Annotated in this window: 20 protein-coding genes and 1 tRNA gene; 13 read left to right on the plus strand and 8 right to left on the minus strand. The window is 54.9% G+C overall.

The window, feature by feature from the left end:
* The first annotated feature begins 51 nt into the window (after positions 1-51).
* From A3850_RS17695 to A3850_RS17710, 4 genes are all read left to right on the plus strand, one after another.
* A complete protein-coding gene (locus A3850_RS17695) occupies positions 52-1254 on the plus strand; it encodes a hypothetical protein (protein ID WP_068220304.1) in 1203 nt (400 codons plus the stop codon).
* 203 nt (positions 1255-1457) lie between these two features.
* Positions 1458-1679 (plus strand): DUF2795 domain-containing protein, encoded by a 222-nt coding sequence (locus tag A3850_RS17700; RefSeq protein WP_068220307.1) that lies wholly within the window; start codon positions 1458-1460, stop codon positions 1677-1679.
* Positions 1680-1779: 100 nt separating this feature from the next.
* Positions 1780-2448 (plus strand): (d)CMP kinase, encoded by a 669-nt coding sequence (gene cmk / locus A3850_RS17705; RefSeq protein WP_068220310.1) that lies wholly within the window; start codon positions 1780-1782, stop codon positions 2446-2448.
* 3 nt (positions 2449-2451) lie between these two features.
* Complete coding sequence (locus A3850_RS17710) at positions 2452-2916, plus strand: isoprenylcysteine carboxylmethyltransferase family protein (protein ID WP_068220312.1); 465 nt, start codon at positions 2452-2454, stop codon at positions 2914-2916.
* Here A3850_RS17710 and A3850_RS17715 read toward each other — a convergent pair.
* Positions 2906-4243 carry a hypothetical protein gene (locus A3850_RS17715; protein ID WP_068220315.1) on the minus strand — a complete coding sequence of 446 codons (1338 nt, stop codon included), beginning with the start codon at positions 4241-4243 and terminating at the stop codon, positions 2906-2908. The two genes, A3850_RS17710 and A3850_RS17715, sit on opposite strands and share 11 nt — an antisense overlap.
* A gap of 221 nt (positions 4244-4464) precedes the next feature.
* Between A3850_RS17715 and A3850_RS17720 the strand changes: the two genes are divergently transcribed.
* Complete coding sequence (locus A3850_RS17720) at positions 4465-5100, plus strand: Uma2 family endonuclease (protein ID WP_068220319.1); 636 nt, start codon at positions 4465-4467, stop codon at positions 5098-5100.
* A 128-nt stretch (positions 5101-5228) separates the two neighbouring features.
* On the opposite strand, the gene rlmD is transcribed toward A3850_RS17720, so the two are convergent.
* Positions 5229-6686, minus strand: coding sequence for a 23S rRNA (uracil(1939)-C(5))-methyltransferase RlmD (gene rlmD / locus A3850_RS17725; RefSeq protein WP_068220321.1), 1458 nt, complete (start codon positions 6684-6686; stop codon positions 5229-5231).
* Positions 6687-6886: 200 nt separating this feature from the next.
* On the opposite strand from rlmD, the gene A3850_RS17730 reads away from it, so the two are divergent.
* Complete coding sequence (locus tag A3850_RS17730) at positions 6887-7372, plus strand: hypothetical protein (RefSeq protein WP_068220324.1); 486 nt, start codon at positions 6887-6889, stop codon at positions 7370-7372.
* Between the two features lie 102 nt (positions 7373-7474).
* Here the strand turns inward: A3850_RS17730 and A3850_RS17735 are convergent, their stop codons facing one another.
* Positions 7475-8824 carry a SusD/RagB family nutrient-binding outer membrane lipoprotein gene (locus A3850_RS17735; protein ID WP_068220327.1) on the minus strand — a complete coding sequence of 450 codons (1350 nt, stop codon included), beginning with the start codon at positions 8822-8824 and terminating at the stop codon, positions 7475-7477.
* 128 nt (positions 8825-8952) lie between these two features.
* Positions 8953-12177 carry a SusC/RagA family TonB-linked outer membrane protein gene (locus tag A3850_RS17740; RefSeq protein WP_068220330.1) on the minus strand — a complete coding sequence of 1075 codons (3225 nt, stop codon included), beginning with the start codon at positions 12175-12177 and terminating at the stop codon, positions 8953-8955.
* 660 nt (positions 12178-12837) lie between these two features.
* Between A3850_RS17740 and A3850_RS17745 the strand changes: the two genes are divergently transcribed.
* The 3 genes from A3850_RS17745 (at position 12838) to A3850_RS17755 (ending at position 15090) form a co-directional block, all read left to right on the plus strand.
* A complete protein-coding gene (locus A3850_RS17745) occupies positions 12838-13725 on the plus strand; it encodes a bile acid:sodium symporter family protein (protein ID WP_068220333.1) in 888 nt (295 codons plus the stop codon).
* Positions 13725-14369 carry an RluA family pseudouridine synthase gene (locus A3850_RS17750; RefSeq protein WP_068220336.1) on the plus strand — a complete coding sequence of 215 codons (645 nt, stop codon included), beginning with the start codon at positions 13725-13727 and terminating at the stop codon, positions 14367-14369. The genes A3850_RS17745 and A3850_RS17750 overlap by 1 nt, the downstream gene beginning before the upstream one ends.
* Positions 14370-14460: 91 nt before the next feature.
* Entirely contained in the window at positions 14461-15090 is a 630-nt protein-coding gene (locus A3850_RS17755; protein WP_082921946.1) for a chromophore lyase CpcT/CpeT, read from the plus strand.
* A 76-nt stretch (positions 15091-15166) separates the two neighbouring features.
* Here A3850_RS17755 and rpsO read toward each other — a convergent pair whose 3' ends face one another.
* A complete protein-coding gene (gene rpsO, locus A3850_RS17760; protein ID WP_068221121.1) occupies positions 15167-15442 on the minus strand; it encodes a 30S ribosomal protein S15 in 276 nt (91 codons plus the stop codon).
* A 163-nt stretch (positions 15443-15605) separates the two neighbouring features.
* Positions 15606-15679: transfer RNA gene (locus A3850_RS17765), tRNA-Lys, on the minus strand.
* Between the two features lie 594 nt (positions 15680-16273).
* Between A3850_RS17765 and A3850_RS17770 the strand changes: the two genes are divergently transcribed.
* The 4 genes from A3850_RS17770 (at position 16274) to A3850_RS17785 (ending at position 21846) form a co-directional block, all read left to right on the plus strand.
* The gene (locus A3850_RS17770) at positions 16274-17290 is read left to right on the plus strand and encodes a DUF2279 domain-containing protein (protein ID WP_068220341.1); all 1017 of its coding nucleotides are present in this window, start codon (positions 16274-16276) and stop codon (positions 17288-17290) included.
* Positions 17291-17346: 56 nt separating this feature from the next.
* Positions 17347-17784: a hypothetical protein gene (locus tag A3850_RS17775; RefSeq protein WP_068220344.1), complete on the plus strand. Its 438-nt coding sequence runs from the start codon at positions 17347-17349 to the stop codon at positions 17782-17784.
* Positions 17744-18859, plus strand: a complete 1116-nt coding sequence (dinB, locus tag A3850_RS17780; protein ID WP_076639979.1) for a DNA polymerase IV — start codon at positions 17744-17746, stop codon at positions 18857-18859. Before A3850_RS17775 ends, dinB begins: the two co-directional genes overlap by 41 nt.
* Before the next feature lie 533 nt (positions 18860-19392).
* The gene (locus A3850_RS17785; RefSeq protein ID WP_068220350.1) at positions 19393-21846 is read left to right on the plus strand and encodes a TonB-dependent receptor; all 2454 of its coding nucleotides are present in this window, start codon (positions 19393-19395) and stop codon (positions 21844-21846) included.
* A 45-nt stretch (positions 21847-21891) separates the two neighbouring features.
* On the opposite strand, the gene A3850_RS17790 is transcribed toward A3850_RS17785, so the two are convergent.
* Both A3850_RS17790 and A3850_RS17795 read right to left on the minus strand, forming a co-directional pair.
* Complete coding sequence (locus A3850_RS17790) at positions 21892-22620, minus strand: LytTR family DNA-binding domain-containing protein (protein WP_068220352.1); 729 nt, start codon at positions 22618-22620, stop codon at positions 21892-21894.
* The gene (locus A3850_RS17795) at positions 22617-23444 is read right to left on the minus strand and encodes a sensor histidine kinase (RefSeq protein WP_231915363.1); all 828 of its coding nucleotides are present in this window, start codon (positions 23442-23444) and stop codon (positions 22617-22619) included. The genes A3850_RS17790 and A3850_RS17795 overlap by 4 nt, the downstream gene beginning before the upstream one ends.
* Between the last annotated feature and the right edge of the window lie 344 nt (positions 23445-23788).

Raw genomic sequence — 23788 nt, forward strand, 5'->3', positions numbered from 1 at the left:
AGACGTCAACCCTAGCATACATCTCAGGTCTTTCACTACTTAAGTTGACGCATGAAAACGATTTCCCTGCAGGTTTTCGCCCTGCTCACCATATCTATCCTATTGACGGGCACCAGCCCTAACAATCTGGGCACGCCTGCTAATTATCAGCGCTTTGATCTTTCGTTCTATGCGGAAGAAGTACCGATCGTGTACGACCCTGCGATGAAGATTGGTGAGCCTTCCGTGATCAGTAACCGCAACCTCGCCGCTGCTCACCGCTTGCTGGAAACCAAACCCACCCGGGTGTTGCTCAACAGCCTGCTGGACGCGAAGGAGACCTACGAACTGAACGACTTCCTCTTCTACAAGCTGGCGCGCCAGACCCTGAGCGTAGTATACGGCCCGGCCGAAAACAACGCGCGGAACATCACGCTTTACGCCCTCCTCGCTGACGCTGGTTTCGACAGCAGATTGACCTTCCGTGGTGACCAGGTTTTTGTGAATGTATTTACCAGCGAAGATCTGTTTGAAGTACCCATCATTGACGCCAATGGCCGGCCCTACGCCAACCTGAGCTGTATTGACGGTGAGTGCGGAGATGGTGCCGGCAAACTGTACATCCACCCTCCGCGGCCGAATGCGCGTGGCCGCTCTTTCGGTTTTCAGTTACGGAGTTGGCCCAATTTAGGCGTGCAACCCATCGCTAAAAACCTGAAATTCAGTTACCACGGCGTCGAACAAGACCTGGACGTCACCTTCGACGCAACGATGGTGGACATCATGCGGGACTACCCCTTCATCCACGAATACTGCTACCTGGAGACGCCCCTCTCCCCCACCCTGCAGGAAAGCCTCATCCCGCAACTCCGCCAGCTGACGGAAAATCTCGACGAGCAACAGGCGCTCGAATTACTGGTCAGTTTCACCCGGTCCGGCTTCGACTACAAGGAGGACAACGAAAATTTCGGCCGCTCCAAGCCAATGGTTCCCGAAGAGCTTTTCGGCTATTCCTTCTCCGATTGTGAGGACCGCTCCGCCCTATTTTTCGCCCTCGTGCGGGAAGTTTTGGACCTGCCCATGGCCGTTCTGGCCTACCACGACCACCTGACGATCGCGGTACACAGCGAAACCATTCCGGGAGACCACTTCAATTTTGACGGCAAGCGCTTCGTCTTTTGTGACCCGACCGGGCCGAAGAATTCGAGCACCATTGGCCGCATTCCGCCGGGTTACGAGGAGCAGGAATTTCACGTCATCGGCACCTATAAGTAATCCTTTCACGGGGAATTTTTCGCCAGCCGCCCAAAATTATCCGGGCCCACGGCTTGCGTAATTCATTGATTATCAGTTTGATTTTGGCCGCAAGTGACTTGTTGGCGCGTCTTCGCGTCAGAATGTTACTTTTGCGGCCCAAGCGGGACGAAACAAATGTTCCGCTGGCGGCCTTCTTAAATCAGACAAATTAATCTCCCCGTATGTACTGGACCCTCGAACTTGCTTCCCACCTCGAAGATGCCCCCTGGCCCGCCACGCGTGACGAACTCATCGACTACGCCATCCGCTCCGGCTCTCCCCTGGAAGTGATCGAAAACCTACAGGCCATGGAAGACGAAGGCGAATCCTACGAAGCCATCGACGACATCTGGCCCGACTACCCCCGCAAGGACGACTTCCTCTTCAACGAGGACGAATACTAGCGCAATAACCCTAAAAAATTAAAGCCGACGACTATCAAGTTGTCGGCTTTTTTTTGGGTCGACCGAAGCCACACTACAGACTATAGACTACAGACTAAAAATGCCTCACACCATCGCCATTGACGGCTATAGCGCCTGCGGAAAATCCACCCTCGCCAAGGCCATGGCCCGCCAACTCGGTTACCGCTACATCGATACCGGCGCCATGTACCGGATGGTGACGCTCTATTTCCAACGCAACGACATTGACATTTCGGACGAGGGCGCTATCGCAGGTGCCATGGAACGGATCAAGATTGACTTCGTGCCGGGCTCCAACGACGCATTGCTGAACGGTGAAAATGTGGAGGACGAGATCAGGGGATTGGCCGTCAGCAACTTCGTCTCCCCGGTTGCGGCGCTATCGGCGGTTCGTTCCGCGATCGTCCCCCAACAACGGCGGATGGGCGAGGAAGGCTCCGTCGTAATGGATGGCCGGGATATCGGTACCGTCGTCTTCCCCAACGCCGACCTGAAGATCTTCGTCACGGCGGATATGGACGTCCGCACCGACCGCCGCCTCGCTGAACTCGAAGCCGCCGGGCAAATGGCCGACCGCCAATCCGTAGCCGACAACCTCCGCGAACGGGACTACATCGACTCGAACCGCGCCGACAGCCCCCTGCGCCAGGCGGAGGACGCCGTGGTGCTGGATAATTCCAACCTTAATCTGGAGCAGTTCATCGCGCGGGGGATGGAACTGGCACGGGCGATACCTAAACAATCGTAACCGATGAATAATCAGAAGGGGGTTCGTGATTACGTTTTCGTCGGGATTCAAGCAGTCCTTTTTGGGCTCTACTTTTACTATTTACAGTTTTCTCCGTTGGAAGCTAACCTACCAACGATTGGTGGATTGGGTTTGGCAGCCATCGGTAGTAACCTGATCGTGATGGCCATTTTGCAATTGCGGACTACGCTTTCCCCCTTCCCCACTCCGGTGGCGGACGGGCAGTTGATCACTACGGGTGTTTATAGCTTAGCCAGGCACCCAATCTACGTAGGAGTCTTACTGATGGGCGTCGGCTACGCCTGGTACGCTCACTCTTCCCTTCACTACTTACTGACGCTGGCCCTGGCGATCCTCTTCTACTTCAAATCGAGTTACGAAGAGAAACTGCTCCTGTCCGTCTACCCGGAGTATGCAGCCTACCGCCAACGCGTTGGTCGCTTTCTGCCGTGGAGTTTTACGGCTTAGTCAGATCCAGTTCCCTAACCATACTGAGGTAGCTACGGCCAAAATCGACGACGTTATCAAAACTCAGCTGACTGGTGGCTGGGCGCAGGCGGGGGTACTCATCCCGAAACTGATCGGTGATGTCGCTGATGGCGGCCCGGATAGCTCGGCGCTCTGGCCGTCCATTCTGGTCCAGGAATAATTGCTGGTAGCCCAGCTTGCGGAAGTAATCATCCTCCACCACCCGGTAGTACAATTCGAGTAGTTGCTTGTCCGGCGGCGGAACGGAATAATTGAATAGGGCGTATCCGGCGATGTAGCCGGGTACGGCGCTGGCAACTTCCGCGTAACCATTGTCCTGGTACCAATCCATATTCGGTAGTTCGCTATCGATGAGGGAGACCAGACGGTCATGGTTCGCGGGCAGCGTGATCCCGAAGGTGGACTTCCCCGCGTATAGTTCTTCGTTAAAGGACTCCGGCGCGCGGCGCATGAGGTGTTGCAGTTCCCCCAGCAGTCGGATATTCTTGTAGGTGACGGGCTGATCGGCTTCCCGGCTGAAGTACATCCGGTGCATTCGCTCCAGGGCTTCCATGGTGTAGCCTTCGGGGATGAGGAGGTAGTCCAGCCGGTATACGAGGTCCAGCAATAGGTAGGCGACGGCTCCAGGTTGCTCTTCGGGGTTGAGTAAGTCCTGGCTGAGGTAGTCAATCACGCCCTGGATGTGGCCCGTTAGAAAATCTAGCTTAAGGGCTTTGTCGGCGGGAGCCACCTGCTGCAGGTGGGTGATCTCCGTTGGGAGGAGGCTTTCACCGAACTCGTCAATCAGGAGGTCATCCTGTTTATCGGCGTTCATCGCCAGTTCCTTCAGCGCGTGGTACAGCTTATGTGGGCTGGCGTCGTTGACGGGTGTATCGAAGACGATGGCCAGGCAATTGGTGTCGTTGATGGCGAAGCGGCTGTACTTCATTTCGTAGTTCATCCCCAGTAAGCGCTGGAGGAGGTCCGCCCGCGGCTCCTTCAGCTCGGCGATGCTGGCGGAGGCCCGTAGTTGCTGCTCATCCGCGAACCCGGTGATCCGCTTGCTGCCCTGGTAGAATTCGAAATACAACTTCCCTTCCGCTAATTGGAACTGTACGTTGTCCTCCCGCTCGTCGAGCAGGTAGCGCATGAAGGCTTCGGCGCTTTCCAGGAATTTCCCTTCTTCGAAGTAATGGAGGGACTCATCCCACGCCGCGTAGTTAGCCGGGGTCTTGTAGGCATCCGTGTAGCGCCCGAACCGGAAGTCAGGGTCGCCCGTCGGGTCGTAGCCCCGGGTGCGGCCAAAGAGGGAATCCCAAATGCTCACGTATGGATTGGACTTTGAAAGATGAAGTTATCCATGACCAAGGTAGGAACTTGGACCTAGATGGTGGTGGGAAAATCACAAATTCGCCGCCCTGCCCATTGTCTAATCTATCAAATCAGTTGACAAATGCTTTTGTAGTAGTGGAGCTTTTAACAATAGGACCTCTGTTCTTGGTAAATTTCATTCCCGTAACTTTCGATAGCAAATAAGGTGGCGCAAGTATGGGAATCGAAAATTTGAAGAACAATACATACGGATTGTTAAGTGTTGTCGGCCCGGTCGAAACGCTACTCCCTATGAGCCTGGAGGAGTTTACTCAATTCTGCGAAACGTACCCACACATCATTGCGGAACGAGAATCTTCTGGAAAAGTAATCATCGCGACGCCCGTCAAATCTGCCTCTGGAGAAAATGAAGGTCACGTCTCCGGCTACCTCTACGCTTGGAACCTTACCAATGGTAAACCAGGGAAAGTGTATAGCCCATCTACCGGATTTTTATTAGCCGGGGAGCAAATACGTTGCGGCGATGCCGTATGGGTGTCCAACGAACGGCTAAAGGATTTTCTGGGTAAGCCCGATCATCAATCAAAGTGGGTGACGGCAGTACCCAACTTTGTTGCCGAAATAAGATCGGGTAGTGATCGCCTGGTCAACCTAAAAGACAAGATGGAAAACGTATGGATGGCAAATGGGGTCTCGCTAGCGTGGCTGATTGACGTCATCGAAGAAGTAGTCTACATCTATCGCCCAAACCAAGCCGAACCCGAAGTAGTCCGCAATTTCGATGGTTCAATTCTACAAGGGGAAGATGTACTTCAAGGCTTCCAGTTTCCCTTAGTAGAATTGAACCTGTAGCGGATCAACAGCTACGGCAGTCCATTCTACAAAATAGTTTTCCCCAACGTAGTCGATACCACCATCTACTCGCTCACTTCCTTTGCACCTGCGGCAGCGCCCACCGATACGTGCGATGGTAACGTGAACTATTCCTCAACGAGTTCGGGAGCAGCAGGTACAGTTTTACGTAATTCCAACCGCACCACACTTTCGCAGTGGCTAGTCTGGGGGAACATATCCACCGCGCGGGCTTTGACGACGTCGTACTTTTCGGCGAGGAGGGCCAGATCGCGCGCCTGGGTTGCCGGGTTACAGCTAACGTAGACGATGACGGGTGCCTCCAGCTGGAGCAGCATGGGGATCACCTTCGGGTGCATGCCGGCGCGGGGCGGATCAGTAATGAGTACGTCCGGCCGGCCGTGCTTGGCGGCGAACTCGGGGGTGAGGATGTTCTCCGTCCGGCCCGCGTACCAACTACAGTTACGGATGCCATTGAGCTCAGCGTTGATCTTGGCATCTTCGATGGCGGCAGCAATTTCCTCAATTCCGACGATGCTCCCCGCATCCTTCGCAACGTACTGCGCAATGGAACCGATACCGGTGTACAGATCGTAAACGTTTTCATTGCCCGTTAGGCCGGCGTACTCCGCCGTGATGTCGTAGAGCTCTTTTCCCTGCCGCGTGTTGGTCTGAAAGAAGGACTTCGGTCCGATGTGAAACTTGACGTGCCCGAGGGTTTCGCGAATGGTGGAGGTGCCCGCAAAGAGGTGCATCTCCAGGTCCATCATGTACTCGTTCACCTTACCGTTGATGCAGTAGTACAGGCTAGTAATGTGTTCCCCGAACTCCGCCATTACGGCCTCGAGGAAGGGCTTGATGGTATCCTGATCATTTTCGAAAAAGGCCAGCACGAGCATACACTCACCGGTAGTCGTCGTCCGGATCATGAACTGGCGAAAGAGCCCGGTGCGATCCCGCATATCAAAGAAGGGAACTTCCATCCGTACCGCGAGGTCACGAATACCGTTGCGCAATTCGTTGCTCGGCCCGTGCTGGAGGTGGCACTTCTCGATGTCGATGAGCTTGTCGTAGGCGCCGGCCTTGTGAAAGCCGATCACGTTGGCTTCGTTGGTGACGGCCTCGTCGGTGACCTCGTCGGCCGTAAGCCAGCGGCGGTTAGCGACGCCAAACTCCAGTTTGTTTCGGTAAAAACTTTGGCGTTCACTTCCGAGGATGGGTTCCCATTCGCCTACTTCCACCTTACCGATGCGGGCGAGGGCATCGCGGACAATCCGGTCCTTTTCCCGTAGTTGACCCGCGTAGCTGAAGTTCTGCCATTTGCAGCCACCGCAAACACCGAAGTGTTGGCAGAAGGGTTCCACCCGGTCTTCACTCATCGAATGAAAATGGAGGGGAGCTGCGTAGAGTAACTTCTTTTTCTTGCGGAAAGGCCGCACGTCAACAACGTCGCCGGGGACGACCTTTTCTACGAATACGACCTGCCCTTCCGGGGTGCGGCCTACGCAAAAGCCCTTGTCGGCCAGGCCGGTAATGCTTACGTTCTCAATGCGTTCGGGGAATCTGTTCCTGCGGTTTCTTGCCATGGGCGCAAAGGTAGCTTTTCGCGGCGGAGGGAAACCCTTTGGCCTTTGAGTAATTGGCTTCACGGTATCACCGCTACACTCGCGTTCGTCGGGTTTCCTTCTTCGTTGGTCGGGTTACGTTGCGGCTTGTTACTATGCCGCGTAACGTTGCTGCGAGTCCAGTCATAAACACCCACACACCACATTAAACAACACTAGTAATGAAGAATTTAATCACGCTCCTCTTCCTGGCCATCCTCGCCGCCGCCCTCAGTTCCTGTACGCAGGACGGCGCAGTGGACACGGACGCGCTACGCGAGTACGCCGACAAGATGGAAGCCAAAATCCCCACCAAGGCCGAATTCAAAGAATTGGCCGAGAAACGCATTGCCCAACTACCCGCAGAGGACCAGAAGGAGGCCCGCCGCGAACTGCAGAAATTCCTGGACGACTACCCCAGCGAGCAAGAAATAAGCAACTCATTGGATGAAGCCATCGACGAGATCGCCCGCGAGATGCCCAACCGTGCAGAAGTAGAGGAGATCCTAAATGAAGTAACCGCAGAGCTGCCCACCAAGGAAGAGCTGCACGAACTCATCGAAGAGCTACCCGAAGGCGAAGAACTCGAACAAGCCATCAACAAAGGCCTGAATGGTTTCTTTGAAGCGATGGATTCCCTGGCTACGGAGATTAAAAAAGAGCAGTAACGGCGAAAGTCTTTCTTCGTTACCACCAATGCAAAAGCCCCCGCCCATCAGTTGATGAGCGGGGGCTTTTTGGCATTTAAAACAAGCGATGTAGTAATCAGCTTAATTGAATACGGCGGTCGGAGTATCAAGATCCTTCGTACCTGGGAAGTTGCTGTTGGAAGACTCCTCGGTAGAAGGGTAAAGAAAGCGCTGGGCCGGCGTGTTACGTGTATCCATATCAGCACCGATCAGGTTGTCCGTGCGAATAATATCGTAAAACGTTGGCAGGCCGAATACAGAGACGAATTTTTCCACGAGGATGGCTTCAAGGAGGTCATCATCATTGTCGAAATCATCGTCGTCCAAATCGCTGTAGGAATCCGTACCCGTTAAGGTATCCCAGTAGTTACGTGCCTTGTTGAGTGCAGCAATGGCTGCATCGTCATCACCCGTACGAGCCGCGGCTTCAGCAATAATGAGTTGTACTTCGGGGTAACCGATTACCGGAAAGCTAGCGTCAGCGGCGAAGAAACCACCGGGCAATACATTAAGGCGGTAGAAACCACCCGCGGGACCGGAAGATAGCAGAGCCAGGCGTGCGGCATCATCCGTATCATCATCACCACGGCTCATCGCCGTCGTATCCGAAAGGATATTGAAAAGAGTACTCTGTACCGTACCTACGTTACCGAAGGTGAGGTAATCCGTCCGCTGCTCGGCCTCGAACTGGAAAAAGAGATTTTCCTGGAAGTTAGTCGTCGTATGAATGATTGAAACGTCGTCAGAAGTATCCTCAAAGTCAGCGGCGCGCGCGGCAGTGAGGGCGCTGGGATAATCACCCTGAGCGAGGTAATAACGTGCAAGCAGTGCATTACCGAATTCACCCCAGGTAGCGGTGCCCGTATACACTTCATTAGCAGTGGAAACAGAATTACCTGCACCCGTACCACCGGTAGCCGTCTGGATCAGGTTAATCGCAGCGCTCAACACGGATTCCTGATCATCATAAGCAGGGTCAGCAATTTCAAGGTCGTTCACTTCATTGAAAGGAACATCACCAAACATTAGTGCGGCTTCAGCGGCATAGTAGCCCTCGAGCAAAGAGGCATAGTTCGCGATGGCGTTCTGCCCGGATGCCGTAGCACTTTCCTGAGCCAGCTGAGCCTGAGAAATACCCTGCTGATAAAGATCGCCCCAGATCTCGTCAAAGATGGCGGGGTTCACTTCGAAGCGGTCCTGTACGATGTACTGGCGGTCAGTACCAGCGAACTGATCGGACCACATACCCGCAATTCGTGCCGGCTCGGCTTCAGCGATGGCAGCGGTGTTAAGTACAGTTTGATTGAAGAGTAGTTGAGCGGGGACCTCGGTAAACTCATTGGGGTTCACGTTGAGATCGTCAACGACGCTCTCACACCCTGTAAATAGAGCGGCGGAAGAAAGCAGCGCCGCGTATAGAATCTTTTTCATTATTTGATTTTAGAAAAGTAAAGTAGACTAGCCTGGCATGAAATTGGCGCCTAGGGTGATGCTATAGTGACCACCCTTAGGCGCGATAATTTTCAGCAAGAAGATTTCATCTTGGAAATCCGTTTTGGCTAGAAACCAAACTTAAGGTTGAACAATACGGAGCGGCTACCGGGGTTGTTGAAGTAGTTCAAACCACGGCCACGGGAAGCACCAGTGAGGTTCGTATCGGGGTCAGCACCAATGAAGGGGCTCCACAAGATCAGGTTACGACCGGTCACACCAACGCTTACGTTGCTAAGGCCAACTCCATCCAACAGCGTGGAAGGCAGGGCGTAGCTCAGGGTAACTTCACGGAGGCGCGTCCAGGATGCGTCCTGAACGAACTGCTCGTCGATCTCACCGAAACCACCACCGTTACCGAGGTACCACTCAGCGTCAGCCGCTACGGGGCCACCACCGAAATCGATGACGTTTCCACGGAACTGCGTACCAGCGGGTACAGTCTCACCGAGGGCGTTAACGATATCCTCCGGAGCAGTTGAAATGTTAGCTGTTTCCGGGGCAATACCGAAAAAGTGAAGAACACCGTAGGTTCCGTTCCACATGTCCTGACCCTGAGCCGTTTCGAAAAGAACGCTCAACGAGAGGCCTTTGAACGTAAATTCAGAACCGAGGCCACCACGCCAATCGGGGTTTGGATCACCGATTACTCCCTGAGGGGCATTGAAAGGGAAACCGTTCTCATTCAAGGCAAGGGTGCCGTCGTCATTCCGGGCGTAAGTACCACCGTAGATGGCTCCGAAAGTTTCGCCTTCCACAAGGGCGGAAGAAGTAGAGGTAAATCCATTAAGGATTTTACGGCTAACGTCCGGAAGCTTGGTCACGATATTCTCGTTGTGGCTTACGTTACCGAAGATGCGAAGGCTCTTGTCAGCATCAGCAAACAGACGGTAGCCAAAATCGATCTCGATGCCTTCGTTCGTGATCTCGGCAGCGTTCCGGTAGATTGTAGCGAAACCGGTGCTCGGTGGGGCTTCAATATCAAGGAGAGCATCCTCCGTCACGCGATTGTAGTAGGTTGCACCCAAGCTCAAACGGTCCTGGAAGAAGCGGAAGTCACCACCAATTTCGAATTCCTTTACGCGCTCAACCGTGAGGTTAGGGTTACCCTGAATGGAGCTACGGGCGTAGGAACCACCGTAGTTGAGGCCATCAAGCACGTCACCCCAACCACCGGAACCGGGAGTCGTGGAAACGAAGGTAGAACGGTTTACGTATAGTGGCGGCTCGATACCTACTTGGCCGTAGCTGGCGCGCAGCTTAGCAAAGCTGAGACCTTTTGTATCGTCGTCCACGAGTTTGTAACCGAGGCTGGCACTGGGGTAGAAGAACAACTCGTCGGGCAGGGAAGCGGTACGCTCCAAACGGCCACTCAACTCAATCAGCAGGCGATCGCCGATGGTACTGTTCAGGACACCGAAGACACCGTTCTTACGGTTGCGGCTCAGGAACTGTGAAGAACCGTTGTTTGCCGCGATGGCGTTGCCCAGGTTAAACTCATCGGAAGGGACCAGGAGGTTGGTCGCAGAACCGGAGAGGCGCTGGTAATCATTGTCGAAGTAGTTGTAACCAAAGGTGTAGTCCAGGTTAAAACCGTCAGTAATATCGCTGTTACCGTTCAGGATCAGGAAGAGGTTCTGAGTCTTCTCGGTGATCTCATCACGGAAAAGGCCACCCTGGCTGAAGTCACCAGCGGAGTTGACGGGAAATACCGTCCGGCGCTCGTCCGTGTAGTAATCCAAACCGTAGCGAGCGGTAAACTTGAGGTTAGGGAGGATCTGGTAGTTGACCTCAGGAGCGACCAGGAAACGATCTACTTCGGAGGGGTTTACCTGGCGGTTGATCGTCCAACCCGGGTTGTTGTAAACGGGGGCGCTCTCACCGAGGTAACGGCGGTAACCACGGTGGCCAGGGCGCGTCAGACCATCCGTACCGGTGTAGGTTCCGGAGTAATCCGTGTTATCAAAATCAGGAGAAGTACGGAGGTAACCCAGGTAAAGGCCAGCGAGGTTGGAACCGGTCTGTACGCGATTGGATTCTACGCCAGAGTAGCTACTGTTCACACGGATGTTGACCTTGTTCGTCAGGTCAAAGTCCTGGTTGATTCGGATGGTGCTCCGGTTGTAGTCGGAGTTACCGCGAAGGAGACCTTCCTGTGCCAGGTTGGAAAAGCTGACGTAGGTGCGGCTATTGTCACCACGGAAGTTTACGCTCACGTTCATATCCACGGTGTTACCCGTCTGGAATACCTGGTCGCGGTTGGTTTCATTGTAAATGGTTTGGTCACCCTTGTCCGTGATGGTACCGTAGACGGTACCGGTCTGGTCACCCGTGAAGGTGGCGCCGGCGTCGTCGATGACGTCCGTACCACTACGGTCGGCAATGCGGTCACCCCAGCTGAGAGAGGTATTAGGAACCCAGTAACCGTAGGTGTCAAAGTCGGAACCGTTAAAGGTATTCGGGAAGCCCTGGCCAAATTGGTCCTGCTTCTCGTACTCGCGGTTAACGTTGTCAAGACCGTAAGAAACACCGGCGTTAACGCTGAATTTCTTACCACCCGTACGGCCACGCTTGGTGTTGATGACGAGTACCCCGTTAGCGGCGCCCGTACCGTATACAGCGGCGGCGGAAGCACCTTTGAGTACGGTGATGCTCTCGATATCCTGTGGGTTGATGTCGTTGAGGCGGCTCTGCTGTACAACGCCGGCGGTACCACCACCGATGTTAGAGTTAGAGATCGGCACCCCGTCCAGAATGATCAGCGGCGAAGCGTCACCAAGGATGGTGTTCTGGCCACGGATCTGGATGTAGGCACCCGCACCTGGGTCACCAGAGTTACGGGTAATGTTAATGCCGGAAGTCTTACCGGCCAGGCCCTGTACAACACCCGTTTCACCGGAGCGTTGGAGCACGTCGGATTTGATCAGGGTGGCGGAGGAAAGATCCTCATCACGGCGGCGCTCAATACCGAGCGCGGTAACGACGACCTCACCCAACTGAGCGGCATTTTCTGCCAGGGTGATGACGTAATCCGTCTTGCCCGCTACAATGGGCACGGTTTGCGTGGAGAAGCCGGTGTAGGAAACCACGAGGGTCTCGGCGTTGGCGGGGACGGCCAGGGAGAACTTGCCGTCAATGTCGCTGACGGTACCCGAGGTGGTACCGCGGACCAGGACCGAAGCCCCGATCAGGCTTTCACCGGACTCATCGTAGATGGTGCCAGTGATTGTTTGCGCGAAGGCCGCCGAGAAACTCAGGCAGACAGCGGCAATCAAGAGTGAAAATCTCTTCATGCTGATATAAATTAGTTGATTACTAGTTTCAAAAAAGTGTTTAGAGTATAGTTAGCGTGTCGCACGGGGTAGCCCCAGCGCGATGGCTTTGAATTCTTGCGGTGCCACGCAAATGTGACGCCGAAACCGGGCTTGCTTAATTGGTTAATGTTCTACCGCGTGTGAAAGTAAAGTACCGTAAACTGAGTGTGAGGACACTTAAGGTTTGTTAACGTGTACCGGCAAAGTTAGAATATTCTGCGGTATCCCCAAACTTGAGAAACTTTCGCTAAGTCTGTGGTCGTTGAGTTTACTGCTTACAAACGTCGGATTGAGGGTGAGTTACAAGTAGTTATAACAGATTACTTCCGCCGCAACTTTGCTTCCGGGCCAATTCTTTCGCTAACTGAATAGGTATATCCTAAGCTCTAAAATGGAATCGCCCCATTGCTGGTTAGAGCCGTTGCTGGACAAAAAAAAGACCGGAGTGCAGAGCACAGCCGGTCCAGAAATAAACACCTAAAACCCTATTAACATCTTGGCAACGCGGCCATTCGGCGGCGTTCTTTTTTTGCGGCGGGCGGTAACCTTTTTACCGTGAATACGCTACTAGGATAGCGCAACTGCCGTAATGCGAAAGTAACGGCTATATTTGATTAACCAAAGAAAGGTCTAAATAAAATGATCGACGTACTAATCGGGGTGATCCTGGCGTTGATCATGTTTGGGATTGGCCTTAGCCTCCGGCCGGCCCACTTTCGGGCGCTGGCCCGCCATCCGCGGGTGGTCTTCTTAGGTTTGTTTTTACAGCTCTGTCTGTTGCCGCTTACAGCGTTTGCCGTGGCGACTTTATTGCGGCTGCCACCGGAATTCGCCGCGGGTGTCGTCATCCTGTCAGCCTGCCCCGGAGGTCTGACGAGCAACTTCGTCAGCTATCTCCTCAAAGCCGATACCGCGCTGGCCGTTAGCCTGACGATCTGCAATACTTCCCTCTCCCTCATCACCATTCCGCTCATCGTGAATCTGGGTTTACGGACCTTTAATTCCGGTGGCACCGTCGATCACCTCCCCGTATTGCCAACGGCGGCGACCATCTTTTTGGTGGTGCTCGTCCCGGTACTATTGGGGATGTTCTACCGCAGCAAGCGCGAACAAGGTGGCCAGCGGTTACAACAAAACTTGCGGTGGATCAGCGTCGTCCTCCTCGCCGTCCTGTTTGCCCTCAAACTGTTTGCCCCGGCGGATGTGGGGGGGAGCGAACTGAGTTTGCGCGACGTGCAGATCATCCTGCCGGCATCCGTCCTCATCAATATTATGGCCTTATTATCCGGGCGAATCTTTGGTAAGTGGTTCGGCTTTGGCCGCAACGCCCAGCTTACGCTCGGGGTGGAGGCCGGCATTCAGAATACCAGCCTGGCCTTCATGATCACTTCTACCCTGCTGATGAACGAAGAGATGCTCAAACCCGCCCTCGTTTACGCCATGTTCACGTTCTTTACGGCCCTTGCTTACGGCACCCTCCTCAAGCCCGGTGCCTGGCGCAACCTCCTCAAAAGCCGCCCGGAATAATGCCCCCACCCCTCAGTATTCTGCACGCCGGCCAGGGCTACGTGGTCATCAATAAGACCGCTGGCCTCACCGTGGAGGCTTACCGCGACCACGACACCATCGAAGCCCGGGCCTGGGCACATTTTCAGCGGCCGGGCAGCCCCAAGCGGCCGTTCGTCGGCATCGTTCACCGCCTGGATCGCCCCGTTTCGGGTGCTCTTTTGCTGGCGAGAAATAAATCCACCCTCCGGCGGCTCAACGAGGCATTCGCCCAGAAAAAGGTACAAAAGACCTATACGGCGCTGACGCAGGTGCCATTGCCGGACGAACGGGGCACCCTCGAACACTATCTGGTCAAGGACAACCTGGAGAAGCGCGCCCGAGTAGTGGATGGGCCCGCTAAGGGAGCCAAGTTAAGTCGGTTGGAGTACGAACTGCTATTGAAGGAACCGGACGGATACCGATACGCCGTAACCCCCATCACCGGCCGTTACCACCAGATCCGCGTCCAATTGGCGACGGCCGGGGCGCCGATTGTGGGGGATGCTAAATATGGCTCCCCCGTTCCCTACCTTACCGATCAAATCAAACTCCACGCCAGCCGCTTGGTGTTCCCGGACGTTGATGGTAGCCCCGTCACCGTCGATTGCCCACCGGATTGGTAGGTACGTCCCTATCCCACTTACCCCGCACCTGCGGCAGCGCCACGTAGTAAGTCCCGTACTCAGTCGGGGCGCCCGCTAAACTGACTCCCCTATGCTAAAAACTACCGTACTCTATAGCAGTCTTCTTTGCCTGATCCTACTTTCCGCCTGTACCCCAAAAGCGAGCTCCGGCGTGAGTGCGGACCCCAAACTAGCCGCCCTCAAGGAAGTGATGACGGGCAGCTTCAGCTCCGCCACCCAGGCGAAGATGGACGAGACTTATTACGATATTGACCTCCACATGCAACCCATTTGGGAGGACAAAGGCCACTACCTCTACGTGGAGCAAGCCGTAGCCAGCGCGCCGGACGAACCCTACCGCCAACGCGTGTACCAACTCGAACGGAAGGGCAAAAAATTACTCAGCAAAGTGTACGAACTACCCGACCCCGCCGCCGTGGTGGGTGGCCACGATAACCCGGCTCTGTTTGCCGACATCAGCCCCGACGACCTCGTGGAACGGGAGGGCTGTACCGTGATCCTGAAGCAGCAACGCGACGGCACTTACCGGGGCAGCACCAAAAAGAATGCGTGCAAAAGCAGCCTCCGTGGAGCTTCCTACGCCACCAGCCGGGTGACGGTAAGCGGTAGCTTCATCAACAGTTGGGACCAGGGTTTCGACGCCGACGGCAACCAGGTTTGGGGCGCTACGGAAGGCGGCTACATGTTCCTCAAGGAATAGGAAGTTAAGTCCGTACCAAGAAAAAAGCCCCGCTCGCAGTTGCGAACGGGGCTTTCTTTATTCGGAGAGTGACCGATTACTTACGGATGCCGAGTTTGGCGATCAGTGCACGGTAACCGTTGAGGTCCTTCTTCTGCAGGTAAGCAAGGTGGCGGCGGCGCTGGCCTACGAGACTGAGCAGGGCCTTACGGCTGCTGTGGTCTTTGCGGTGGCGCTGCAGGTGCTCGCTGAGCTGCTGGATGCGGTAGGTGAAAAAGGCGATCTGGCCCTCGGTGGAACCAGTGTTTTTCGCGTCGCCGGCGTACTCGGCGAAGATCTCTTCGATCTTTTCTTTAGCAAGGTAAACTGCCATAATCAATAAGCTTTGTGGGATCGCTTGGATCGGGTGAAGCAAAACCGGCAACGTGCCGGCTTAAAGGGCCGCAAAGGTAAGTAATCTCTACGAGATTTGCTACCCCGCTACCAAAAGGACAAAGAAAAAGCCCCGAACGCTGGGCGAACGGAGCTTTTTTCAGTGATTCCTCTGGGGCTCGAACCCAGGACCCTCTCATTAAAAGTGAGATGCTCTAGCCAACTGAGCTAAGGAATCGTGGCAACTTTATTGCTAAAGCGACGCAAAGGTAGAATGGTTCGGCAAACTACACAAGGGTTCCAATCTTTTTTTCTTCTGGTGGCTTGGGCGCTTAGAAAAGGTAAAGCCGATCCACTTGCGTGAATCGGCTTTGGGCTGGATTGTCATGGTATGAACTACCAAATTCGATTGTCGAAACAGGTGGTTTTGGTAGTAAAATCAAATCACATAGAAAAGACGGATATAACACTGAAAACACTTCATGAGAAACGGTGATGTTGGGCAACGCCAATATCTGTACTAATGAGAAACGTAAAAAGCGTGAAAACTGGTCGTATACAAAGTACTATCGTCGAGATTACGGGTGTTCGTGCCGTGTGTAAGTGAAACTGAGTAAAGTGCCGGAGTAATTTCGTGTTCGGGTTGTTACAAATGTACATAACCACCAACTAGGAGTGCATAAGTAAGCAGATTTTTTTGGAATGGATTGTGTCCGCGCTCCGTTAACGGGGTAGTTTCATTCCCGCCTACCTTTGTGGTGGCCAAAAGTCTCCCGACCGTTTTTCAGTTAAGGGAGGTTACGGCTTTTGACCGGTTATTACCATCTATCCTATGCGCATCCACTACTCTACCCTGTTTGCCTGTATGTTGGCCTTGATGGCCAACTGCTTGACGGCACAGCAAACAGATATGGTGGACTGGACCGTGCGGGACCCACTTGCCCCGGTGGCCACGGACAACTGGCTCACCCCGGATTCCACCCTCAATAAAAAGCGCTTTTATACATCAGTAGGCATCGGCACCACCCTCTACGGCGCGGCCAGCTACGGGCTCTACCAAACCTGGTACGCGGAGTACGACCGGGCCCCTTTTCGCTCTTTCAACGACTGGCCGGAGTGGAACCAAATGGATAAGGCCGGCCACGCCTTTACGGCCTACATCTTTAGTCGGTACGCCTTCGCGGGCCTGCGGTGGTCCGGCATGAAACGGCCAGCGGCCCGGTATACGGCGCTGGGCGTAGCGAACCTGTTGCAGGGCACCATCGAAGTGATGGACGGCCACTCCGAAGAGTGGGGCTTCAGTTGGTCCGACATGGGCGCCAACCTGACCGGCAGCCTGCTCTTCACGGTGCAGGACATTGCCTGGCAAGAGCAGCGCATCCTGATGAAGGTCTCGAACGACTTGCGTGCCCACCCCAACGTACCGGTTACCAACCGGAGCGGAGCGGTGAGTAATCTGGGGTACATCAGCGAGGTCCGCTTCGGCAGCAACTTTTTCGAGCGCTACCTGAAGGACTATAACGCACAGACCATCTGGCTGAGTGGGAACGTCCGTGCCTTCGCCCCCAACACAAAGATTCCGGGCTGGCTTAACGTAGCGGTCGGGTACGGAAGTGAGAACGTCTACGGCGCTAAAGGGAACGTGTGGCGGCAAAACGGCGAGCGCTTCGTATATAGCCCCGGCCGCTACCGGCAGTGGTTCCTGAGCCCGGATATTTCCTTCACCCGCATCCCAACGAAGAAGCGGTGGGTACGTTTAGTCTTTGGTGCCCTGGACTTCATCAAACTCCCCGCCCCCGCCCTGGAATACAGCAACGGTAGTTTCAAGGGCCACTGGCTGATGTGGTAAAGAGCACGTACTGAATTACCGGCTTTCACTATCTTGAACTTCACAACTACTCCCTCATGATCAAATTCATCATCAAACTTGGGCTGGTCCTCGTCGTCGGGCTCGTGGGCTACAATTACTTCTTTGGCGACGCGGAAGAAAAAGAACAGAGCCGCGAGATCGTCGGCAAAGTGAAGGAACTCGGCTCCGACGCCTGGGCCCTCCTCCGCTCCGAAAAACAAAAGATGGACGACGGCAAGTACGACGACGCCCTCGACAAACTGGACAACCTCTACGGCGAACTCCGGGGTAAAGCTCAGGACATCAAGGATTCCGGCGCCCTCGACCGTTTGCAGGAACTCTCCGAGCGCCGCGGCGAACTCGAAGAACTTCTCCGCCAGGAGGGTGACGAACTCTCCGCCGAGGGCAAACGTAAATTAGATGACCTCACGCAAGACACGGAGGTACTCATGAATGAAATGGAAGCGAAAAGCAAATCGGCTGCCCCCTACTAGCGAGCGCAAGATCATCCACGTTGACATGGATGCCTTCTTCGCCAGCGTGGAGCAACTCGACAACCCCGAGTTGCGCGGCAAACCCGTTGCCGTCGGCGGCTCCAAGATGAGGGGCGTCGTCGCGGCGGCCAGCTACGAGGCGCGCGTCTACGGTGTCCGCTCCGCCATGCCGAGCATCACCGCAAAGCGCCTTTGCCCCAGTCTCATTTTCGTAAAGGGCAACTTCCCCCGCTACAAGGAGGTGTCCGCGCAAATTCGGGAGATCTTCCTTTCCTACACCGACCTCGTCGAACCTCTTTCACTGGACGAGGCCTACCTCGACGTCACCAAACCCAAGAAAGGCCCGCTCTCCGCCACCCTGATCGCAAAGGCCATCCGTCAGGAGATCTTCGAGCAGACCGGGCTGACGGCCTCCGCCGGCGTCAGCTTTAACAAGTTCTTGGCCAAGGTGGCCTCCGACGTCAACAAGCCCAACGGGATGAAGGTCATCACTCGGGATGAAGCCTCCGACTTCATCGCCAACCTGAAGGTGAAGGACTTCCACGGCGTCGGTAAAAAGGGCGCAGCGCGGATGGAAAAAATGGGTTTCCGCACGGGCGCCGACCTCGTCCCCCTCACCGAACTCGAGATGGCCACCCGCTTCGGGAAGTTTGGCCGCAAGCTCTATCAGATCGTCAACAACCTGGATAGCCGGCCCGTCAATCCCAGCCGCAACCGGAAGTCCGTGGGCGCCGAACGCACCTACTCCGAAAACGTCGAAACCCGCGCCGTCATGCGCGAAAAGCTGGACTGGCTGGCGGAAAAGATCTTCCACTACCTCACCGAACGCCAGAATTTCGGCCGCACCCTAACCCTCAAGATGAAGACGCCGGACTTCATCATCCACACCCGTTCCCGCAGCTTTGGCGGGGAGATCCGCACCCTCAAAGCCCTGAAGGAAGCCGCCTACGATTTACTGGATGAGAACATTGAGGAAGTGCCCGTCGTCCGCCTACTCGGCCTTTCCGTTTCTAATCTGGAGCGGGAAGGAGGGATGGGGGTGCAGTTGTTGTTGCCATTTGAGGAAGAAGAATAAGGAGTAACGATTAACGATTAGTGAGTGACGAGTAACGATTGGCTCCGCTATCTCAGTCGCTGCGCTCCGCTACCGCAAGCACAAGGCTGCTCTGGAACTGCATAACTCTAGCTTTGAGGAGTAACGATTAACGATTAGTGAGTGACGAGTAACGATTGGCTCCGCTATCTCAGTCGCTGCGCTCCGCTACCGCAAGCACAAGGCTGCTCTGGAACTGCATAGCTCTAGCTTTGAGGAGTAACGATTAACGATTAGTGAGTGACGAGTAACGATTGGCTCCGCTGGTTCAATCGCTGCGCTCCGCTACCGCAAGCACAAGGCTACGGTCGGGTAGCATCCTACGCTGGAGTACTGAGCCGATGATGTGCGGTAGCCAATCGTTACTCGTTAATCATGACTCGTTAATCGTTAATCAAACTATCTTTGCCCACAAGGGGTGCTACCCAATCACGGGCCGGCTGAGATCAAACCCTTAGATTTTCTAATCAGGAACCTGCCCGGGTAATGCCGGGAAGGGAAAAATTCTTACTCGCATGACGCGATTTCTACTCAGCGCCGCCCTGGCGCTAGCGACCATTTGTACGCTATCGGGGCAAAAAACCATTACCGGACGGATTATTGACTTTACCGACACGCCGCTGATCGGCGCCAACGTGATCCTGAAGGGGACCGACTTGGGCACGGCGGCGGACCTGAAAGGCCGCTTCACCCTCGAAGTGCCCAAGGAGCAAATGGGCGGTAGCATCATTGTCAAATACCTGGGTTTCAAGGATCAGGAGGTTGCCGTGGCCAATTTCATCGACGATGTGGAACTGACGTTGCAGGCCAGCGATAACGTCATCGTTTGTTTCGTCAGTCGGGACGTGGTGGAAGTAACCGCTACGGCCGCGACTTCCCGTACGCCCGTCACCTACACCAACCTGTACAAGGCCGACATCCAGGAGCGCAACGTAGGCCAGGATGCGCCTTACTTGTTGAAATGGACGCCATCTGTCGTCGTTAACTCTGACGCGGGCACTGGCATCGGCTACACGGGCATCTGGATCCGGGGCTCCGACCCGACGCGGACGAACATTACCATCAACGGCATCCCCTACAACGACTCCGAAAGCCAGGGGGTATTCTGGGTCAATTTGCCCGATTTCTCTTCTTCCGCGGATCAAATTCAGATTCAGCGGGGCGTGGGTACCAGCGTGAACGGTGCCGGCGCTTTCGGGGCCAGCATCAACTTCAATACCAACAGCCTCGGCGAAGAACAGAAACTGAGCGTCGACGGCACCGTCGGCAGTTTCGGCACCCAGCGCGGTTCCGTCCAGTACTCCTCGGGCTTAATGGACAATGGCCTCTCCATCGACGCGCGTTACAGCAAAACCCATTCGGATGGCTACGTCGATCGCGCCCAGGCGGATCTCGATGGCTATTACGCCGGTATCACTTACGTCGCCAATCAGGGCGCTGGCGCGGGTGCCGGGTCGGATGGTGCGGTGTGGCGCTTCAACGCGTTCGGCGGCCACGAAGTCACGTACCAATCCTGGAACGGGGTGACCGAAGACGAGATAGCGGAATTTGGCCGGACCTACAACTCCGTCGGCACCGAAAAGGAAGGGGAACCCTACGACAATGAGGTGGATAACTACCGCCAGAACCACTACCAACTCCACTACAACAATACCATTGGCAACCAGTGGCGAGTGGGCATCTCCGGCCACTACACCCGCGGCCTCGGCTACTTCGAGCAGTACAAAGCCGACGAAGACCTCGTGGACTACGGGATCACCTCCCAAACCGCGGCCGATCCGGAAACAGCTACCTCCGATCTCATCCGCCGCCGCTGGTTGGATAACCACTTTTACGGAACCGTCTACAGCCTGCGGTACCGCGCCAATTCTGCGCTCGACGTGACCTTCGGCGGCTCCGCCAATGAGTACCTGGGTGACCACTATGGCGAAGTAATTTGGGCCCGCGATGCCGGCGATTCCGAGATTCGGGACCGCTACTACGACAACGACGCCGTGAAACGGGACTTCTCCAATTACCTCCGCGCCAACTACGGTTTCGGTGGTGGCTTCAACGCCTACGCTGACCTTCAGCTGCGGGCCGTCAGCTACGAATTTCTGGGCTTCGCCAATGACTTGAGCCGGATCGACGAGGACGAGAACTTCACCTTCTTTAATCCTAAAGTAGGACTGCTCTACGATTACGTTGGTGGCCAGGCCTACGCCAGTTTCGGCGTCGCCCAACGGGAGCCCAACCGGAATGATTTCACCGAAAACCCGACGGCTACCCGCCCTACACCGGAGAAACTACTCAATACGGAAGTCGGCATCCGCGGCGTGAGCAACCGCTTCAACTACGGGGCCAACGTCTACTACATGGATTATCAGGACCAGCTCGTCCTGACCGGAGAGCTCAACGATGTCGGTGAGTACATTCGCGCTAACGTGGACGAAAGCTACCGCCTCGGTATTGAGCTTCAGGGCGGTTACCAACTGGGCGACTTCAACGTTGGGGGTAACCTGACCGTAAGCCGCAACCGCATCCAAAACTTCACCGAGTTCGTGGATAACTTCGACGAAGGCGGCCAGTTCGAGATCGAACAGGGGGACAACCCGCTGGCCTTCAGCCCCTCCGTCACGGGTGCGCTGGATCTGGAGTACAACGTCCTCAATACGCAGAAGAACAAACTCTCCGCTGCACTCCAAACCAAGTACGTCGGAGACCGCTACGTCGACAATTCCGGCGATGAAAATTCAAAGCTCGATGGCTACTACTACACGGACCTCCGACTTTCCTACCGGTTCATGCCCGCCAACTCCCCCCTCGGTGCCCTCCGCGTGACCTTTTTGGCGCGCAACCTAACGGACCAACTTTATTTCAGTAATGGGTGGTCCTACCGTTTCTACTCCGATGGTGAGGTGGGTACAGCTCAGGGTCTTTATCCTCAGGCGGGGAGGAACTTCCTCTTGGGCTTGGGATTGGATTTTTAGTCGGATAGTGCCGTCATTTTATGTAGGGCATGCGTGGCGGGCACCTTAGAACGTCAGGTCACGCACCCGGTCTACGTAGCCACGGCTTACGCGGACGGCATCGCCGTTGCGCATGATCAAGTCATAGCTTCTTGCGTAACGGTGTGCCTCCCGCACGGCGGAGAGGTTGACGATGTGGCTGCGATGCACCCGTAAAAACGTAGCGGGGTCGAGCTTCTCCTCAATCGCGGAAATGCCGTAGTTGCTATGATAGGTGGCCTCAGTACAGTGTAACCGGGCGTAATCGCCGTCGGCCTCTACCCAAATGATGTCGGCGGTGGCCAGCGGGATGAGCTTACGCCCCTTGTTTACTAAGATTCTGGCCGGGTAAGTGCCCGGCCCGGCCAGGAGGCTTTCGGCCAGTGGCGCGATGGTATTTGGGCCCCGCTCGAGGTTCAGTTTTTCCATCGCGCGGCTGAAACGCTCCTTCGTGTAGGGCTTAAGCAGGTAGTCCACCGCGTGGACGTCGAAGGCTTCCAGCGCGTACTGATCGTAAGCTGTGGAAAATATCACCCGGGGGATGGCCGCGAGCCGCGTAAGCACTTCAAAGCCGTTAAGTCCTGGCATCTGCACGTCGAGGAATATGAGGTCCGGCTCGTATTCGTTGCACAGTCTAACCGCATCCACGCCATTATTCGCTTCGCCCAGGGGGATGTACTTCGGGTAATCAGCGAGGTATTCCCGGATGAGGCTGCGGCCGGCCGCTTCGTCGTCGATGATGATGACCTTGTTCATAAGCTGAATTGTACGATCAAACCTTGAGGAGCGTTATCGAGAATTTCCAGGACGGATCCGTACATCTTTTCCAGCCGCAGCTTGGTGTTGGTCAAACCTACCCCGGCCCCAAACATTGCTTGTTTGTCCTTGGCCCCAACTCCAGTATCGGCTACCCGAAAGTGGATTTTATCCCCTTTTTCAAATATGGAAATTGATATCTCCCCCCCTTCCACCAGCGATGCGAGGCCGTGCTTGATACTGTTCTCTACGAGGGGCTGTAGTAGCATTGGTGGGACTTTCCGTTCGAGCAACTCCTGCGGCACGTCGATACTGACCCTTAACCGATCGCCAAATCGCGCGTACTCCAGGTCCAGGTAGCCAGTGACGAACTCCATTTCTTCACGGAGCGGCACCAGTTCAGTCCTGGAAGCCCTTAGTTGGTAGCGGAATAAGTCCGAGAGCCCGGAAACCAACTCACGGGTATCTTCACTGCCGGCGGGTAGGCTGGCGTTAATGGTATTAAATACATTGTAGAGAAAATGCGGATTAAGCTGAGCCTTAATGGCAGCAAGCTCACTCTTAAGCGCAGCCTGGCGCAATTCCCCTTCAATCTTTAGTTTACGCTCGTTCTCCCGAAAATTGACGTAGGCGAAATAGCACCCGAATTGTAGTAGAAGAAATAGCGTTGGAATGTAAAGGTCCCAGATTCCATTGCTGCCCTCCAAGTGCCACCGGCCCACTTTATCAAGGTACCAGTATCGCGTCTCTCGGGTCAGGTACACAATCGGAAATACCAGCACCGCCACGAGGCTGATTTGTACCCACTGGGGCTTTTTTCTCAATGGCCGAATGACGAGAAAGTAAATTAAAATTGATATCAGAAAATACTGGACATACTGCAAGCCTGCGTTCCACCAGTAGTTTTTTGGCCGAAATAAGTCACTCCAAAAATCCGGGTTATTATTATAGCTCAGGTACTCCAGCACACCGTGGTACAGCAAAGAAAAAAGAAGGTAAAAGACTAGTAGATACGGCAGGTCCCTACTCACTACGGCGTGCTTTGAATCTGGCATATTTATATACTATTTATCGGAATTGATTCCGCTCGTTTTGCATTTTGGGCGCTACCGCGGGTGCGATGTAATGGGGATAGGAGATACTCAAAGCTACCGTCTACCCAGCAAAA

The organism is Lewinella sp. 4G2, from assembly GCF_001625015.1.
Lineage (GTDB): Bacteria > Bacteroidota > Bacteroidia > Chitinophagales > Saprospiraceae > Neolewinella.